Origin of the sequence: Brevundimonas sp. P7753 (assembly GCF_013386595.1) — a bacterium.
Classification (GTDB): domain Bacteria; phylum Pseudomonadota; class Alphaproteobacteria; order Caulobacterales; family Caulobacteraceae; genus Brevundimonas; species Brevundimonas bullata.
In genome coordinates this window covers 47,947-65,186 of record NZ_JACARP010000004.1, presented here as the reverse complement: position 1 = coordinate 65,186, position 17,240 = coordinate 47,947, and the positions used below count along the sequence as shown (strand labels likewise).

Below are 17,240 nucleotides of genomic sequence, written 5' to 3'. Positions count from 1 at the left end.
TTATTCCTGAATCATCGGCGATGAACGGCCCTTTTCTGGCCTTGCTTGACTGAACAGTGACTACAGCGCCACGCTTCAGTGTTCATGCGGCCACAACTGTTGTCCGCGGCCAATCTGTGGCGTTGTCGCTCCATCCTTACGCCGAAGAACGCCGAACGCCTTTGACCGACGACACTCCGACTTCCCAGCCCCAGACGCGCGCACAGACGCCCCGCCGTAGACGCTCCGCCCTCAGAACGGCGCTGATCGTTCTGCTGATCGGCGTCCTGCTGCTGATCGTGCTGGCCGCGGCCCTCTATCTGAACCGGCGCGCCGCCGCGCGCGAGCTTCTGGTCGGCTGGCTGGACAGGAAAGGCATCGACGCCGACGTCGAGGTGGAACAGCTGGAGATCGACGGCTTCGTCGGCAAGATCAGCATCGGCGACCCGCGCAACCCTGACTTCAAGGTCGAACGGGTCGAGGTCGATTACGCCCTGGGCCTGCCCTGGTCGAAAGCCGGCCTGGGCGTGACCCCCAGCCGTATCCGCCTGATCCGCCCCCTGGTCCGCGCCAGCTGGAAGGACGGCAAGCTGTCGCTCGGCTCTCTGGACCCGCTGGTCAAGGAGTTCACCGCCAAGCCGCCCCGCCCCGACCAGCGCGCGCCCCTGGTCATCGTCGAGGGCGGCCGCGCCCGCATCGACACCGAATATGGCCCCTTGCAGGTCCTGGCCGACGCCCGCATCGACAACAGCAGGCTGATGCGGCTGAACGCCCGTCTGCCCGCCGCCTCGCTGAAGAGCGGCGACACGGAAGCGCGCGGCCTCAGCGCCGTCGTCGACCTGACCACCACCGGCGACCGCGTGGCGCTGAAGGTCGAGGCCGCCGCCGACCGCTTCAGCCTGGCCGAGGCGGGCGGGACCGCCGCCAGGCTGAACCTGACCGGCGACCTGCCCTATCCCGACCTGAAGATGCGTCGCGGCGACGGTCGCGCCGTCATCGCCGCCCGCCTGACCGCCGACGCCCTGTCGGCGGGCGGAATGGAAAGCCGCAAGACCGAGGCCTCGGTCGACTTCGACGGCCTGACCGAAGGCTGGATCGAAACCTTCCAGATTGTCGGCAAGGGCCAGACGCGGCTGCGAGCTCAACAGCTGACCGGCGAGGGCCTGACGGCGCGCGGCGCCGCCCTCGCCCTGAACCGCGCCGACATCATGGTGAAGCGCGGCCAGCGCGGCCTGGAGTGGCGCGTCGCCTCGCCCGCCGTGATCCGGCTGGACAGCGGCTCAGCGGCGGGCACACGCCTGAGCCGGGCCGTTCTGACCTCTGACGGCCTGACTGCGGGCGGACGCGACGCGGCCTTCGAGATGCAGGGCCCGCTGGCCTTGAGCGCCGGAGAACTGGCCTCGGGCGACCTGAAGCTGAACCAGGCGCGCGGACGGCTGGATCTGGATCTGGTGCGCGACGGCGTGACCCGGATGACCGCGACCGGCGCCCTGTCCGCCGCCCGCGCCTCATGGCCCGGCCTCGGCGCGCCGACCCGCGACGACCTGCCCGAGATGGCCGAGCTGAAGCGGGCGCTGAACGCCTTCGCCATTGATGCGCCGGGCCTGAGGCTGTCCACCGGCAACGTCGGGACGGAACTGACCCTGACCCGGCCCATTACGGCCCGCCCGGCCAATGGCGGCCTGCTGACCATCGCGCCCGCCCCGACGCCCCTGTTCGCGGCCGAGGCCGGCCAGTCGGGCGGCGGCGCCCTGAGCCTGACGGCGCAGCGCGGCGGCGGTCTGCCCGAGGCGCAGATCGCCGTGCCGTCGTGGACCCTGACGCCCGGCGGCTTCCGCGCCACGCTTGACGGCCAGGCGGCGCTGGACTTCGGTCCCGCGCGCAACATCGCCCTGACGACCAAGGGCGACTTGGCCTCCAGCGGCGGGCGGCTGACCTATACGACACGCGACTGCATCCCCCTCAGCGTCGAGCGGCTGGAACTGGGCGAGAACGACGTGACCGACATCAACGGTCGCTTCTGCCCCGCCGAGGCCCCGCTGATCACGGTCGCGAACGGGGCCTGGCGGGCGCAGGGAACCCTGGCCGATGTCGACGCCGTCGCTCCCTTCCTGGCCATGCGCTTCTCGGACGCGCAGGGCCGACTGGTCGTGGACGGCAAGCCCGCCGGTCTGTCGATGACCGCGACGGTCAGCCGCGCCCAGGTCGCCGACACCACCGATCCGCTGCGCTTCCTGCCGCTGACGGCGGTCGGCGAGGCCAGGCTGGCCGGCGACGTCTGGAGCGGCGGGTTCGACCTGACCCGTCTGGAGCACGCCATCGGCCGCATCGACCTGCGGCACGACGGCCAGGCCGAGGCCGGCGGCGTGACCATCCGCGCGCCCAACCTGGCCTTCAGCCAATACGGCCTGCAACCCAGCGATCTCAGCCCCCTGGCCGCCGACTATCTGAAGTCGCCGGTCGAAGGCTCAGCCGGGTTCGAGGGGCGCATCGACTGGTCGCCGACGACCGCGACCAGTTCGGGCGTCGTGACCATCCCCGAGCTCGACTTCACCAGCCCGGCGGGCAAGGTGCAGGGGCTGAAGGGCCGGATCGAGTTCACCAGCCTGACCCCGCTGATCACGGCCCCCGATCAGGTGCTGACCATCAACCGGCTGGAAACCGTCACGCCCCTGACCGATCTGGAGCTGCGCTTCGCCCTGGACGAGAAGTTCCTCAGCCTGGCGGGCGGCAAGATCGAGGCGGCGGGCGGCCGCATCAGCATCGAACCCATCAAGGTCCCCCTGACGCCGGGCGAGGCATGGGGCGGAGTGATCCTGGTCGACCAGATTCAGCTGAACGAGCTGATGAAGAGCGCCAACCTGCAGGACAAGGCCCAACTGGACGCCATCGTTTCGGGCCGCCTGCCCTTTACCTACGCCCAGGACGTTGGCTGGCGCATCTCGGGCGGCGTCCTGAACGCCGTGCGCCCCGGTCGTCTGTCGATCCAGCCCGAGGTTTTCGACGATCTGGACGCTGGCGCGGCTGCGGTCGAAGGCGAAGCGCCCCTGCCGCCCAACACCATGCAGGATCTGGCCTATCAGGCCATGCAGGACCTGGCGATCAGCGACCTGAGCGCCGAGGTCGACAGTCTGGACGGCGGGCGCCTGGGCGTGCGCTTCCATATCCATGGCCGCCACGACCCGCCGGAACGCCAGCAACTGCGGCTGAGCTGGATCGAGCTGATCCGCCGCGACTTCCTCAAGAAGAAGCTGCCCCTGCCGTCGGACACGCCCATCGACCTGACGCTGGACACCACTTGGAACGCCAACCAGATCGTGTCCGACCTGCTGGAATATGCGCGTCGCGGCGAAACGCCCAAAGTCGCCCCCGAAATCATCGCCCCTTGAGATACGGCGCCGCTTTGTTCAGAACCCATTCACCCGCGACGGCGTTAGATCGTCACGACCTCAACCGCCGCCTTCGGAGTTCGGCCCCATGATCAGCAAGCGTCAGATCGGCCTGCTCGGCCTCGCCGCCGTCGGCGTCGCAGCGTGCACGCCGACAGTGAACATCAAATTCAGCGAGCCGCTGCAGATCAACGCCAAGCTGGACGCCGACATCCGCATCAAGCTCGACCAGGAACTGCAGAACCTCCTGCGCGAAAATCCCAACCTGTTCTGACCGTTCAAGAAAGGGGCTGAACATGAACCATCGTAAACTCTTCGTCGCCGTCGCCGCTGTCGCCGCTCTGGGTGTCGCCGCCGGCGCCGCCGTGGCCCAGACCGCCTCGCAAAAGGCCCTGGTCGACCAGGCCAAGGCCGCCGGCGCTGTCGGCGAGCAAGCCGACGGCTACCTCGGCGTCCGCACCTCGGTCCAACCGGACACCCAGGCCGCTGTCGCCGCCACCAACGCCGGTCGTCGTCAGGCCTATGCCCGCAGCGCCGCCAACGCCGGCACCACGGCCGAAGTGGCCGGCGCCCGGATGTTCGAAACCCAGCTGCTGCCGCGCATCAGCTCGGGCCAGTGGTACAAGAACGCCGCGGGCCAGTGGGTCCAGCGCTGATCTGACGTGATGAAGACGCCCCGGGTCGAAGGTCGGGCAGGACGCTTCCTGCTGGCCCTCGGCCTGGCGGTCGTCATCGCCGCAGTCGCCACCCTCGGTCTGGCCGGGTACTGGCGACTGATCGGCGGCGGACCCATGTCCATCCACGGCTGGATCGCCATGGGCCTGGGCGTGCTGTGCACCGTCGGCCTGGCCTGGCTGTTGATGAGCCTTGCGTTTCGCTCTGATCGCGAAGGCTGGGACGATCAGGTGGACAACCATCTGGACCCGGGCCGCGACGAAGCCGAAGACGACGACCTTCAATACTAGGCGGCGACCGCCCCATCTGCTTCGACGCCCAACGCTGGCTCGAACAACTGCCGGGTCAGGGCCTCGACCACCGGCACGGCGACCGCATCCCCCATCAGCTTCAAGGCCGCGCTTTCGCTGGTCGGCAGGGCGTAGTCGTCCGAGACGCCCATCAGCCGCGCCGCCTCGCGCCCGGTCAGGCGGCGCATTTTCGCCCGGCCCTTGTCGCAGATCAGCACATATTGCCGCGACGAGCCGCCGGACGGCGTGCGCAGACAGCCCGCCAGCCCGTCGAAGCGCAGTTCCAGCCGCTGATGCTTGACCCCGTCCAGGGTGCGCACCCGGCGGAAGGCGGCGCCCACGCGGCGCTCGCCCGAGGCCAGGACTGCATCCAGCCGCGCCCGGTGCAGCGGCGACAGCATGGCCAGCAGGGTCTTGGTCTGCGCCTGTGTGAAGACCGGAACCCTGGCTTCCAGCACCGTGGACAAATCCAGATTGCGGCGCGGCGGCGGCGTCAGCGCCCACCAGGCCCAGTTCGCCTGAACCGCGTCCGACAGGCGGGCGTGGGCGGCGATCAGGCGGGGCGTGTGGAACGGAGCGCTCGGCGCGGCCGCCCTCGGCCCCTCGACCCCGCGCATGGCGACCACGAACAGGCGCGGTCGCGACTGGGGCAGCCACAGGGCGGCGTCCATCTCCAGCGCCCCGACGCGGTATCCAGCCTCGACCATGGCGGCGCAGACGGCCTCGAAATCCGCCCCCTCGCCCGAGGTCAGCAGGCCCGTGACGTTTTCGATGACGATGATGCGGGGCGCACGGCCCTCAAGGTCCAGCCCCTGCATCAGCTTCCAGAAGCCCCAGAAGGCGCCTGAACGCACGGCCTTCAGCCCGCCGCGCGCGCCCGCCAGACTGACGTCCTGACAGGGCGAGGATGCCCAGCACAGGTCCGGCGTTCCGGGGATGTCGGCAGGGGTCAGATCCCAGACGTCGCCCTCGGCCAATCGCGTCCCCGCGTGGTTGGCGCGAAAGGCGCGAGCCTTCATCGGGTCGATGTCGTTGGCGAAGATGGTGTCGAACCCGGCGAGGCCTCTGGACAGGCCCAGGCCCGCTAGACCGCCCCCCGCGAAGAACTCGCAGGCGGTCAATGGAACGGAAGGGGCGGCGACGCGATTCGTCATGTCCGGGACCATAACCCAGCGCGAGGCGTTTGGCGCCTCCCCTTGACCCAGGATCGCGCCTGCGGTTCCTGATCCTCGACCTGAAACGGAGCCCGCCATGCGCCTCGCCTCTCTTATCGCCGCCGCGACCGCCCTCGCCGCTCTCACGGCCTGTTCGCAGCCGACGGCGGAAAAGGCGCCCGCCGCCGCCGCCGAGGCCCGCACCCTGGCCGCGGTCGACCTGGACCAACCTCTGCGCGTGCTGGGAACCGAACCCTTCTGGGCCGTGGAGATCACGCCCGCCGGCCTGACCTATTCCGGCATCGACCGCCCCGAGCAGAAGGCCGCCAACCCCGGCCCGGCGCTGCAAGGCACGGTCGCGGTCTGGACCACGGAAACCGAGGCCAAGGCCCCGCTGGTCGTGACCCTGACCGCCACCGACTGCTCGGACGGCATGAGCGACCGCACCTATCCCCTGACCGCCAAGGTCGAGATCGGCGGCGAAAGCCTGACCGGCTGCGCCGCCGCCAGCGCGGCGATCGAAAAGGCGGGCGAAAGCGGGCGGGTCGAGTAGCCCGCTTTTCCCCCGCTCATCCTGGCCTTCGCCGGGATGAGCGAAAGAAAGGGATCTTGGCGCCGGTCTTGCTGCTGAAGCCCCAGGCCGCTTGACGCTTCCCAAAGCGGCGCTATCCCATGGTGGCCGCATGACCCCGACGCCTGTCGATCTTCGCCCGCTGACCGCTCTGCGGTTCATGGCGGCGCTATGGGTGGTGTTCTACACCTTCTGGCCCAACCTCGACGTCGGCTTCCTGCCCAACCTGGCGGCCAAGGGTTATCTGGGCGTCGAGCTGTTTTTCGTCCTGTCGGGCTTCATCCTCAGCCACGTCTATCTGCACGCCTTCGCGGAAAAGCGCTTCTCCTATCGCGGCTTCCTCTGGGCGCGGATCGCGCGGGTCTATCCGCTGCACCTCTTCACCCTGCTAGGCGTCATGGCCCTGGGGCTGGGCGCGGTGGCCGTGGGCATGAGCATCGACGACAGCGTGCTGAGCTGGAAGACCCTGCCCGCCCACCTGCTGATGCTGCACGCCTGGGGCCTGGCCGGCGAGGCGGGCTGGAACCATCCGTCCTGGTCGATCTCGGCGGAATGGTTCGCCTATCTGGCCTTCCCCCTGTTCGCCCTGGCGGCCTGGCCGCTGAGGAAGCGCCCCTGGGTCGCGACGGCGGGCGCGGCGGTCTTCCTGATGGGCCTGTACGCGGCGTTCGAGCGTCTGGCGGGCTTCCCCCTGACTGAGGCCACCTTCCGCTGGGGCGCGCTGCGCATCGTCCCCTGCTTCGCCTACGGCTGCGCCCTCTACCTGGTCTATCGCCGCGCGCCCCTGCCCCGCGCCGGGCTGCTGGCGCTGAGCGCCGCCGTCGTCATGGTGGGCTCGGCCTCGGTCCTGGCCTGGGACGCCGTCACGGTGCTGGCCGCCGGTCTGCTGATCCTGGCCCTGGCCTCGATACCGCATGATCGCGCCGGCTGGCTGAGCTCCAGACCCGCCGTCTATCTCGGCGAGATCAGCTATTCGGTCTATATGGTCTGCGCGCCGTGGCAGATTCTGGCGGTCAATCTGGCCGCGCGGGCGACCGGAGCGGAGGACAAGCGACTTCACGTTCTCGTGTGGTTGGGGATCATTCTGGGTCTGATCGCCGCCGCCGCCGCCACCTATCACCTGATCGAACGCCCGGCCCGACAGGCGTTGCGCGGGATGGCCGACCGACGACGCGCGCCTGTGGATCACACGGCGAAACAGTCGGAAACGGTTCTTCAACCTTCGGACACTATCGTCTAAGGCTTGGTCCGCGTTTTAGTCGGGAGCACGCCAGATGATGAAACGGCTCACAGCCGCCGCGGTTGCGGCGACCCTTGGTTTCTTTGCGATCGGCCCCGCGCCGGCCAAGGCCGATGATCCCTATTGGCAGTGCGTGACCTTCGCGCGCATGTTCTCGGGCATCAACATTTTCGGCGACGCCTGGACCTGGTGGCGTCAGGCGGTGGACAAGTTCCGCACCGGCCGCGCCCCGGAAACCGGCTCGGTGCTGGTGTTCCAGCCCAATGGCCGCATGGACAAGGGTCACGTCGCCGTCGTTTCCGACATCCTGACCGACCGCGTCATCCGCGTGACCCACGCCAACTGGGGCGGCAGCCGCGGCAAGGTCGAGGAGAACGTCACGGTCGTCGACGTCTCCCCCTCGGGCGACTGGAGCCGGGTCAAGGTCTGGTACAACCCCATCAACGCCCTGGGCACCACGGTCTATCCGACCTACGGCTTCGTCTACAAAGGCGCCCGCGACGCCTTCGACAGCGGCCGTCAGATGGCCGCCGCCGCCGCAAACGAGCCTCGCGCCGCCAACTGATTTTTCCGCCGCCTCCGGGCTGGCCCTTGCGGCCTGATCCGGCGATAGGTGACGGATGACCGACGCAAAGAACGACATTCGCGCTCACGCGATCGAAACGGCGAAGCACGAGCCGGGCGGCATCACCTACGCCGGCTACCTGTCGCTCGACGACCTGCTGAGCGCCCAGCATCCCCGCTCGGACCAGCATGACGAAATGCTGTTCGTCATCATCCATCAAACCAAGGAACTGTGGCTCAAGCAGATCCTGCACGAGATGGCCCTGGCCCAGAGCCTGATCCGCGCCGGTGATCTGGTGCCCGCCTACAAGAGCCTGGCCCGCGTCAGCCGCATCCAGGCCGTGATGACCCAGAGCTGGGACATCCTGGCCACCATGACGCCTTCGGACTACCTGAAGTTCCGGGGCGACCTGGGCGCCAGCTCGGGCTTCCAGAGCGACCAGTTCCGCCGTCTGGAGACCATGCTGGGCCTCAAGGACCCGCGCTTCCTGCGCTTCCACGTCGAGCGGCCCGAGGCCCATGCGGCCCTGCTGGCCGCCATGGAAGCCCCCAGCCTCTACGACGACGCCCTGTTGCAACTTTCCAAGGCCGGCCTGCCCGTCCCCGCCGAGGTGCTGAACCGCGACGTCAGCCAGACCTATGAGCCGTCCGAGGGCGTCGAGGCCGCCTGGCTGGAGGTTTACCGCGACACTGAGCGCTGGTGGCCGTTGTATCAACTGGCCGAGAAGCTGGTCGATCTGGACGACGCCCTGCTGACCTGGCGCCACAAGCACGTCGTCACGGTCGAGCGCATCATCGGCCGTCGTCAGGGCACGGGCGGCACGGACGGCGTCGGCTACCTGGTCGAGACGCTGAAGCGCCGCTGCTTCCCGGAACTGTGGTCGCTGCGGACGAAGTTATAACGCGGCAACCTTCGCCGGGGGCGCGGGTTTTACCTGCGTCAGCCACGGAGGTTTCTGGTGAGCAGCCCCAATAGCCACGACATCAAGGTTCTGAACGGCCTCGCTGAAGGCCTGATCGACAGCGCCGACGGCTATGCCGAGGCGGCGGCCGAGACCGAGGAGATGCGTTATCGCGACCTCTTTCTGAGCCGCAGCGTCGAACGGCGCCGCATCGCCACCGAACTGCAGGACACGGTGCGCGGCATGGGCGGCCACCCGGAGGACGAGGGCTCCATCCTGGCCAAGGCGCACCGCGCCTTCATGGACATCAAGCACGCCCTGATGCGGGACGAGGCCTCGGTCGTCGGTTCGGTCGAACGCGGCGAGGCCCACCTGCAGGCCCGGTTCGACCGCGCCCTGGACGACGACAGCCTGTCAGCCACGACGCGCGAGACGATCCGCCGCGCCCACGCCGCCGTCAAAGCCGGTCACGACGAGATGCACGTCCTGCGACGCAGCCTCGAAGGCCAGCACGACGCCGACAATCCGCTGCATCCGCATTAGCCGGAGCTCTCCCTCCCCTTCATGGGAGGGTGGTCGCGTAGCGACCGGGTGGGGAGGGGGCGGTGATACGGAACGCGGCGCTTGAATAGCCTGGCCGCCCCCACCCGTCTGACGCTGCGCGTCAGCCACCCTCCCCCAAGTGGGAGGGAGAAAGTCGCGCTCAAGCAGCGCTCGACCGCGTCGAGCGCGATAGCGCACCAAGAATGACAAAAGGCCCCGGCGTTTCCGCCGGGGCCTCGATCTTTTCAGCGTAGAGCGGGGGCTTAAGACTAAGCCTCGTCGCCCTTGTCGTCCGAACCCGTGACCGGAACAGCCACGCCCTTGGCCGGACGAACCGTCTGGCGCTCGGCGATACGGGCCGACTTACCGCGACGGTCGCGCAGGTAATACAGCTTGGCGCGACGGACGACGCCGCGACGCTTCACTTCGATGGACTCGATGTTCGGCGACAGGATCGGGAAGCGACGCTCCACGCCTTCACCGAAGGAAATCTTGCGGACCGTGAAGGTCTCGTTGATGCCGCCGCTGTCGCGGGCGATGCAGACGCCTTCAAACGCCTGGATACGTTCGCGCTCGCCTTCCTTGATCTTCACGAAGACGCGCAGGGTGTCGCCCGGCTGGAAGTTGGGGATGGTCTTGCCTTCGAGCAGGCGGGCTTTTTCTTCGGCAGCGATCTGCTGAACAATGTTCATGTCTATTCTCCTCGGGCTTTAGCGCCCTTTGCCTTTGATTTGGCGGAGCCAGGCTCCGCGATCGTCTTTGCGAGATGCGCCGCCCAGAGGTCCGGGCGCCGTTCCTGCGTCGTCACCTCCCGCTGCGCCTCTCGCCATTGCGCGATCTTCTTGTGATCGCCCGACAGCAGCACCTCGGGAATGTCATGCCCCTCGAACGTCCGCGGTCGCGTGTACTGCGGGTGTTCCAGAAGACCATCCTCGAAGCTCTCGGACGACAGGCTGTCTGCCGCGCCAAGCACCCCGGGGATCAGTCGTACGCACGCCTCGATCGCCACCATGGCCGCAGCCTCGCCGCCGGCGAGCACCGCGTCTCCGACGGAGACCTCCTCGAACCCGCGCGCGTCTAGCACCCGCTGGTCCACCCCCTCGAAACGACCGCAAAGCACGACGATTCCGTCGGCCTTGGCCCATTCCTTCACTCGCGCCTGCGTCAGGGGTCGACCGCGTGCGCTCATGTACAAAAGCGGCCGAGGCGGCCCTTCCAGACTATCTAAAGCCCGGGCCACCACGTCCGCTTTAAGCACCTGACCGGGACCGCCACCCGCGGGGGTGTCGTCCAGGAAGCCGCGCTTATCTTCGGAAAAGGCCCGAATGTCCAGCGTCTGCAAATCCCACAGCCCCTTCTCGCGCCAGGCGGTGCCGATCAGCGACACGCCGAGCGGACCGGGAAAGGCCTCGGGGAACATGGTCAGGACGGTGGCGGTAAAGGGCATGGCGGCGGCTCATACACCAGAAAGTCGGAAAAATCCGACTCTGACTGCAATGGCCGCCCTCCCTCTCCCGGCGGGAGAGGGCTTGAGCCTCCACGAGCGAAGCGATTGGAACAGGCGAAAGGGTGAGGGGCTCGGCCCTTCAGTCGGCGTGAGCCGTATCACTGCGGGCGGCTTAGCTCTCGAACGGCGACACGACGGCTTTCGCCGACGGCATCCGCGAACCCTCACCCTTTCGCCTTGGCGGATCGCCTTCGGCTCTCCGAGGCTCAATCCCTCTCCCATCGGGAGAGGGAACAGCGACTGAGCTTTTAGTTCGGCGCACCGCCGCCCGTCGCGATCCAGGCGTCGACCTGATCGACCAGGACGTCGAGCGGCACGGAACCGGAGCCGAGGACCACGGCGTGGAAGTCCTTGATGTCGAACTTGTCGCCCAGGGTCGTCTCGGCCTTGGCGCGCAGTTCCTTGATCTTCAGCTCGCCGATCTTGTAGCTGGTCGCCTGGCCGGGGTTGGTGATGTAGCGCTCGACCTCTTTCTGGATGTCACGCTCCGACAGCAGGGAGTTCTGGCGGAAATAGTCCATCGCCTGTTCGCGGCTCCAGCGCTTGGCGTGCAGGCCGGTGTCGGTGACCAGACGCACCGCGCGCCACAGCTCGGTCGAGAGGCGGCCGAAGTCGGAATAGGGGTCCTGATAGAAGCCCATCTCCTTGCCCAGCTGCTCGGCGTAGAGGCCCCAGCCCTCGGCGTAGGCGCCGTAGCCGCCGAAGCGGCGGAAGCGCGGCAGGCCCTCGATCTCCTGGGCGTAGGCGATCTGGAAGTGATGCCCCGGCGCGCCCTCGTGATAGCTGATGCCCTCGATCTGGGGCTTCAGCACCTGGGTCATGTCCGACAGGTTGACGTAGTAGATGCCCGGTCGCGAGCCGTCCGGCGCCGGCGAGTTGTAGAAGGCGATCGAGGCCGTGGCCTCGCGGAAGGGCTCGACCGCCCTCACCTCCAGCGCCGCCTTGGGCAGGTTGGAGAACCACTGCGGCGACACCGCCATGACCTGGGCGACGAAGGCGCGAGCGTCGGTCAGATACTGCTCCTTGCCCTCCGCCGTGTTCGGATACTGGAAGCGCCGATCGGTCTTCAGGAAGACGAAGAAGTCCTGCAGCGAACCCTCGAAGCCGACCTGCGTCTTGATGGCTTCCATGTCGCGCTGGATGCGGGCGACCTCGTCCAGACCGATCTGGTGGATCTGGTCGGCGGTCAGATCGGTCGTGGTCGAGAGCTGAAGGCGAGCGTTGTAATAGGCCTCGCCGTTCGGCAACCGCCAGACGCCCGCGTCGCTGTCGGCCAGCGGCTGGACCTCGGCCAGGGCCGTCAGCACCGTGTCGAAGCCGCGCTTGTAGGGGCCGGTCAGGGCCGCGCGGGCCGAGGCCAGAAGCCGGTCCTTGGTCGCCTGGTCGGCGTCGAGCGCGGCGACCTTCTTCTGGACGTCGGCCCAGACCGGGTTGTCGGCGTCGTTGTCGAAGGGCGCGCCCGTAATCACCGCGCGGGTGTTCTCGATGGACGGCTCGAAGACGAAGCGGGGCGAGACCACGCCCTCGGCGGCGCGGGCCTTCAGCGTCGTGGCTACCTGACCCATGTAGCGTTCCGCTTCGCCGATGCGCGAGACATAGGCCTCGGCGTCCGAGACGCTGCCGATGCGATGGTTGTTGATCAGGAAGACGGGCAGGCTGGTGGTCGGATTGCCGTTGGCCGCGAACTGGAAGCTCCAGTCGCGCCATTGATTCGACAGGCGCGCCTGCTGCACCCCGTATTCGAACAGCCGCCACGACAGCCTGCTCTGCGTGCTGAGCTTGGCCGGATCGAACTCGGCCTTCATGCGCGCCAGTTGCGCCTCTTGCAGAGCCAGCGAGCGGGCCGAAGCCGCGTCGGAGACGTCGTCCAGCTTGTCGTAGTCAGTCTTGAGGCCCAGCGAGGTCATCTGCTGCGGGCTCAGCGCGATCCGTTCCTGGAAGGCCTGTTCGAAGAAGGCGTTGAGGCGCGCATCCTCGCTCTGGGCCTCAGCGGGCGCCGCGGCCGGCGCGGCGGTCTGGGCCAGGACGGCGGGCGCGGCGGCGCAAAGCGCCAGAACGGCGGCGGACGAGATCAGAAAACGACGCATGAAACCCCCTCGGAACTGCGAGGCGGCACTGTTCCCCGCGGCGGCGTCAGGCGCAAGCCGCTGACGCAATCCTTCTCCCGATGGGAGAAGGTGGCCCGAAGGGTCGGATGAGGGTCGCAGGCTTCCTTCGGCGCAAGCCGCCGCGCCGCGGCTGACGCCGACTGTCAGCACAGCCCCTCACCCTTTTGCCTTGCCGATCGCTTCGCTCTCGGAGGCTCAAGCCCTCTCCCGTCGGGAGAGGGTCAAGGCCTACTGCCCGCGCAGGTCCGTGATGGTCCGGCCCGGCGCGATCTGCTCGGCGTCGGTGATCAGGTGAATCAGGGCCGGACGCCCGTCCGCCGCCGCTTCACGCGCCGCCGCAAGCGCCGCCGGGAAGTCCTCGGTCTTCTCGCAACGCACGGCGAAGGCGTCGAAGGCCTCGGCGTATTTGACGAAGTCGGGGTTCTTCAGCTCGGTGGCGCTGATGCGGGTCGGGTAGTCCCGCTCCTGGTGCATTCGGATGGTGCCGAAGGTCCCGTTGTCCACGACCACGACGATGACGCCGAGCCCGTACTGGGCGGCGGTGGCCATCTCATTGGCGCTCATCATGAAGTCGCCGTCGCCGGCGATGCAGACCACTTCGCGCGACGGATCGACGACCTTGGCCCCCAGCGCCGCCGGATAGCCGTAGCCCATGGCGCCCGAGGTCGGGGCCAGCTGGGTGCGACGGGCCTGATGGCGATGGAAGCGGTGCAGCCAGGCGGCGAAATTGCCTGCGCCGTTGGTGATAATGGCGTCTTCGGGCAGGGCCTGCGCCAAATGGGCGATGACCTCGCTCATGTTGACCGCGCTCTTGACCTCGATGGGCGAGGAGAAGGCGATGAAGTCGGCGTGGGCGGCGGCGCCCTGCTCGCTCCATGTGCGGCCCGGCTCGATGGCCGATAGAGCCAGGGCGGCCAGCGAATTGTCCGAAGCCGCCGACAGGCTCGGCGCCCAGACGCGGCCCAGTTCTTCGGCGCCCGGATGGATATGGATCAGGGTCTCGGCCGTCCTGGCGCGATCCAGCAGGGTGTAGCCCTGGGTCGGATTCTCGCCCATGCGGGCGCCGATCACCAGCAGCAGGTCCGCCGCCTTGACCCGCGCGACCAGCTTCGGGTTCGGGCCGAGGCCCAGGTCGCCCGCATAGCCGGGATGGTCGTTGCGGATCAGATCCTTGCGGCGGAAGGACAGGGCGACGGGCAGGCCCAGTCGCTCGGCCCAGCCGGAAATCGCGTCGGTGGCGGCGTCGGTCCAGCCCGACCCGCCGAGGATCAGCATGGGGCGCTCGGCCTTGGCCAGACGCGCCTTCACCTGCTCGACGAAGGCCGGGTCCAGCGCAGCCTTGGCGGCGACCACCGGGCGCACAGGAGCCGGGCCGCCGTGATCGTGCAGGATGTTCTCGGGCAGGGCCACGACCACCGGGCCCATGCGGCCTTGCAGGGCCGTGGCGAAGGCGCGCTCGACCACCTCGACGGTGCGTTCGGGGCTTTCGATCTCGGTCGCCCACTTGGCCAGGCCGCCGAAGACCTCGCGGTAGTCGACCTCCTGGAAGGCGCCCCGTCCCCGGTCGGTCAGGGCGATCTGGCCGACGAACAGGATCATCGGCGTGGAGTCCTGATGCGCCGTATGCACGCCGATGGAGGCATGGGTCGCGCCCGGTCCGCGCGTGACCATGCAGACGCCCGGCTTGCCCGTCAGCTTGCCATAGGCCTCGGCCATGTTGGCGGCGCCCGCCTCATGGCGGCAGACGATGACCTCGATCTTGTCGCGCACGTCGGCCAGGGCGTCGAGCACGGCCAGATAGCTCTCGCCCGGCACACAGAAGACCTTGTCCACCCCGTTCATCACCAGGGTGTCGACCAGACGGCGGGCGGCGGTATCGAGAGCTTGCGTCATAAGATCGCCGTTAGCAGATTGAAGGATGAATTGGCCATGCCGCCTTATGGTCAAGCTTCATGTTGAAGCGTCAATCGTCATTTCGGGGAAACCTCCATGCGCAAGCTCATCGTCCTCGGCGTCATCGCCGCCGCCCTGACCACCGCCGCCTGCAACACCGTCGCCGGCGTCGGCCGCGATCTGGAAGCCGCCGGTCAGGCCGTGACCTCCAGCTCCAACTCGGCCCGCAACTAGGGCCGTCGTGTCGGCGGGGTTTGCGATCGTTTGCGATCCCGCCACAAAAGCGTAGCCTCCGTCCCTCAGACTGCCGACCTCAATCGGAGAATGACCATGGGACTGCTGGATAACGTGTTGGGCGGCCTCGGCGGAGACGCCGCCGGCGGCCTGTCGGACCTGCTCAAGGGTCAGGGCGGCGTCGCCGGTCTGGCCGAGAAATTCGGTCAGAACGGCCTCGGCGACGTCGTCGGTTCGTGGATCAGCAAGGGCGGCAACGCCGGGATTTCGCCCGAACAGATCGTGGCGGTGCTCGGCTCCGGTCCCATCGCCGACTTCGCACAGAAGCTCGGCATTTCGCCGGAACAGGCCAGCGAGACCCTGGCGGGCCTGCTGCCGGAAGCCGTCGACCGCCTGACGCCGAACGGCTCGGCCGAGGGCGCCGACGACCTGCTCGGCGGCCTGATGAACAACCTGCCGGGCGGCATCGGCGACGCCCTGGGCGGTTTGTTCAAACGCTAGAACTAGGCCTCGGCCTCATAGGTGACGCCCGTCAGATAGAGCCCGTCTGACGGGGCCACCGGGCCGCAGCGCGCGCGATCCTGCGCAGCGAGCGCGTCCGCCAGATCAGCCACGGCCCAACGGCCCAGGCCGACCTCGGCCAGACTGCCGGCCATCGAGCGCACCTGACGGTGCAGGAAGCTGCGCGCCTCGAACACCAGATGCACCTCTTCGCCCACCCGGCTGACGCGGGCGACGTCCAGCGTCTTGATCGGGCTGGCCGACTGGCACTGGGCGTCGCGGAAGGTGGTGAAGTCGTGCAGCCCGATCAGGCTCTGCGTCGCCGCGTGCATGGCCTCGGCGTCCAGCGGCTTCTTGACGTGCCAGACCCGGCCCCGGTCCAGCGCCGGGCGGCCCGGGCGGTTGAGGATGCGGTACAGATATTTGCGCCCATTGGCGGTGAAACGGGCGTGCCAGTCGTCGCTGACCGGGGCGCAGTCCAGCACCGCCACAGCCTCCTTCATCAGGTGGGCGTTGAGGGCGTTCATCACCGTCCGCGCCGGCCAATCCTTGTCCAAATCGACGTGACAGGTCTGGCCCGTGGCGTGGACGCCGGTGTCGGTGCGCCCGGCGGCGGCGATGCGCACGGTCTGGCCGGTAAAGGCCGTCACCGCCGTCTCGATCGCGCCCTGCACCGTCGGCTGGCCGGCCTGAGCCTGAAAGCCGTTGTAGGCCGAGCCGTCGTACTCGACCGTGAAGCGATAGCGGGGCATCAGCCCAACACGGTTCCGGTTGCGACCGGAAAACCGCGCAGCATTTCCTCGGCGGATTGCGCCGCCTTGCCGGGCCGCTGCACGCGGGTCAGGCGCACCGCGCCGGTTCCGCAGGCCACCGTCAGGGCGTCGTCCAGCACCTGACCCGGCGAACCTTCGCCCTCGGCCAGAGCCGACATCAGGGCCTTGATGCGCACCGGCTCGCCGTCGGCCTCGACCTCGAACCACGCGCCGGGGAAGGGCGACAGGCCGCGAATGTGGGCGTCCACCTCGGCGGCGGGGCGGGTCCAGTCGATGCGGGCCTCAGCCGGAGTGATTTTCTTGGCGTAGGTCGCTTCGCCGACCTGTTCGGTCTCGGTGAAGCCGCCGCGCTCGATGGCGGCCAGCGCCCGCGGCCACAGAGCGGCGCCGAGGTGCGACATGCGCTCGGTAAGGCTGGCCGCCGTGTCGTCGGGATGGATGTCCATGACCTCGGACAGGATGATCGCGCCCTCGTCCAGGCCCTCGCTCATCCGCATGATCTGGGCGCCGGTCTGGCGGTCGCCAGCCATGATGGCGCGCTGGATCGGGGCCGCCCCGCGCCAGCGCGGCAGCAGCGAGCCGTGCAGGTTGAAGCAGCCGAGACGCGGCGCGTCCAGCACCTCCGGCTTGAGGATCTGGCCGTAGGCGACGACGCAGGCAGCGTCGAGGTCGAGACTCTGGAAGTCAGTGATGGCTTCCGGCGACTTCATGCTCTCGGGCGTGAAGACCGGCAGGCCCATGGCCTCAGCGAAGGCGTGAACGGGCGACGGCGTCAGCTTCTGCCCCCGGCCCTTAGGGCGCGGCGGCTGCGAATAGACGGCGACGATCTCGTGTCCCGAGGCGATCAGCTCGGCCAGCGACGGCACGGCGAAGTCGGGGGTTCCCATGAAGGCTAGGCGCATGGCCACGCCTTTAGA

18 protein-coding genes are annotated in these 17,240 nt (G+C 68.5%); 11 read left to right on the top strand and 7 right to left on the bottom strand.

Going from position 1 to position 17,240, the window contains the following annotated elements:
• Positions 1 to 161 precede the first annotated feature (161 nt).
• The 4 genes from HX774_RS01025 (at position 162) to HX774_RS01010 (ending at position 4,333) form a co-directional block, all read left to right on the top strand.
• On the top strand, positions 162 to 3,368 hold the full coding sequence (locus HX774_RS01025; protein WP_255499829.1) for a YdbH domain-containing protein: 3,207 nt from the start codon (positions 162 to 164) through the stop codon (positions 3,366 to 3,368).
• An 88-nt stretch (positions 3,369 to 3,456) separates the two neighbouring features.
• Complete coding sequence (locus HX774_RS01020; RefSeq protein ID WP_114817600.1) at positions 3,457 to 3,642, top strand: YnbE family lipoprotein; 186 nt, start codon at positions 3,457 to 3,459, stop codon at positions 3,640 to 3,642.
• Positions 3,643 to 3,664: 22 nt separating this feature from the next.
• Complete coding sequence (locus HX774_RS01015; protein WP_178823456.1) at positions 3,665 to 4,024, top strand: YdbL family protein; 360 nt, start codon at positions 3,665 to 3,667, stop codon at positions 4,022 to 4,024.
• A gap of 9 nt (positions 4,025 to 4,033) precedes the next feature.
• Positions 4,034 to 4,333, top strand: a complete 300-nt coding sequence (locus HX774_RS01010) for a hypothetical protein (RefSeq protein ID WP_178823454.1) — start codon at positions 4,034 to 4,036, stop codon at positions 4,331 to 4,333.
• Here HX774_RS01010 and HX774_RS01005 read toward each other — a convergent pair.
• Positions 4,330 to 5,487: a DNA cytosine methyltransferase gene (locus HX774_RS01005; protein ID WP_178823452.1), complete on the bottom strand. Its 1,158-nt coding sequence runs from the start codon at positions 5,485 to 5,487 to the stop codon at positions 4,330 to 4,332. The two genes, HX774_RS01010 and HX774_RS01005, sit on opposite strands and share 4 nt — an antisense overlap.
• A 97-nt stretch (positions 5,488 to 5,584) precedes the next feature.
• Between HX774_RS01005 and HX774_RS01000 the strand changes: the two genes are divergently transcribed.
• The 5 genes from HX774_RS01000 (at position 5,585) to HX774_RS00980 (ending at position 9,307) form a co-directional block, all read left to right on the top strand.
• A complete protein-coding gene (locus tag HX774_RS01000) occupies positions 5,585 to 6,040 on the top strand; it encodes a COG3650 family protein (protein ID WP_178823450.1) in 456 nt (151 codons plus the stop codon).
• 130 nt (positions 6,041 to 6,170) lie between these two features.
• Positions 6,171 to 7,298, top strand: a complete 1,128-nt coding sequence (locus HX774_RS00995; protein ID WP_178823448.1) for an acyltransferase — start codon at positions 6,171 to 6,173, stop codon at positions 7,296 to 7,298.
• Positions 7,299 to 7,332: 34 nt separating this feature from the next.
• Positions 7,333 to 7,863: a CHAP domain-containing protein gene (locus HX774_RS00990; RefSeq protein WP_178823446.1), complete on the top strand. Its 531-nt coding sequence runs from the start codon at positions 7,333 to 7,335 to the stop codon at positions 7,861 to 7,863.
• A gap of 55 nt (positions 7,864 to 7,918) precedes the next feature.
• Complete coding sequence (locus tag HX774_RS00985) at positions 7,919 to 8,764, top strand: tryptophan 2,3-dioxygenase (protein WP_218650194.1); 846 nt, start codon at positions 7,919 to 7,921, stop codon at positions 8,762 to 8,764.
• A gap of 57 nt (positions 8,765 to 8,821) precedes the next feature.
• The gene (locus HX774_RS00980) at positions 8,822 to 9,307 is read left to right on the top strand and encodes a PA2169 family four-helix-bundle protein (protein ID WP_114817594.1); all 486 of its coding nucleotides are present in this window, start codon (positions 8,822 to 8,824) and stop codon (positions 9,305 to 9,307) included.
• Between the two features lie 269 nt (positions 9,308 to 9,576).
• Here the strand turns inward: HX774_RS00980 and rplS are convergent, their stop codons facing one another.
• The 4 genes from rplS to HX774_RS00960 all read right to left on the bottom strand — a co-directional run bounded on the left by rplS (position 9,577) and on the right by HX774_RS00960 (position 14,815).
• Complete coding sequence (gene rplS, locus HX774_RS00975) at positions 9,577 to 9,999, bottom strand: 50S ribosomal protein L19 (RefSeq protein WP_114817593.1); 423 nt, start codon at positions 9,997 to 9,999, stop codon at positions 9,577 to 9,579.
• A gap of 2 nt (positions 10,000 to 10,001) precedes the next feature.
• On the bottom strand, positions 10,002 to 10,754 hold the full coding sequence (trmD, locus tag HX774_RS00970; protein WP_178823443.1) for a tRNA (guanosine(37)-N1)-methyltransferase TrmD: 753 nt from the start codon (positions 10,752 to 10,754) through the stop codon (positions 10,002 to 10,004).
• A 308-nt stretch (positions 10,755 to 11,062) separates the two neighbouring features.
• Positions 11,063 to 12,901, bottom strand: a complete 1,839-nt coding sequence (locus HX774_RS00965) for a DUF885 family protein (RefSeq protein ID WP_178823441.1) — start codon at positions 12,899 to 12,901, stop codon at positions 11,063 to 11,065.
• Between the two features lie 249 nt (positions 12,902 to 13,150).
• A complete protein-coding gene (locus HX774_RS00960) occupies positions 13,151 to 14,815 on the bottom strand; it encodes a thiamine pyrophosphate-binding protein (RefSeq protein ID WP_178823439.1) in 1,665 nt (554 codons plus the stop codon).
• Between the two features lie 96 nt (positions 14,816 to 14,911).
• On the opposite strand from HX774_RS00960, the gene HX774_RS00955 reads away from it, so the two are divergent.
• A complete protein-coding gene (locus tag HX774_RS00955; protein WP_105563734.1) occupies positions 14,912 to 15,049 on the top strand; it encodes an entericidin A/B family lipoprotein in 138 nt (45 codons plus the stop codon).
• A gap of 96 nt (positions 15,050 to 15,145) precedes the next feature.
• Entirely contained in the window at positions 15,146 to 15,550 is a 405-nt protein-coding gene (locus HX774_RS00950) for a YidB family protein (protein ID WP_178823437.1), read from the top strand.
• A 2-nt stretch (positions 15,551 to 15,552) separates the two neighbouring features.
• Here HX774_RS00950 and truA read toward each other — a convergent pair whose 3' ends face one another.
• Complete coding sequence (gene truA / locus HX774_RS00945; protein ID WP_178823435.1) at positions 15,553 to 16,302, bottom strand: tRNA pseudouridine(38-40) synthase TruA; 750 nt, start codon at positions 16,300 to 16,302, stop codon at positions 15,553 to 15,555.
• Positions 16,302 to 17,225: a methionyl-tRNA formyltransferase gene (fmt, locus tag HX774_RS00940; protein ID WP_178823433.1), complete on the bottom strand. Its 924-nt coding sequence runs from the start codon at positions 17,223 to 17,225 to the stop codon at positions 16,302 to 16,304. The genes truA and fmt overlap by 1 nt, the downstream gene beginning before the upstream one ends.
• Between the last annotated feature and the right edge of the window lie 15 nt (positions 17,226 to 17,240).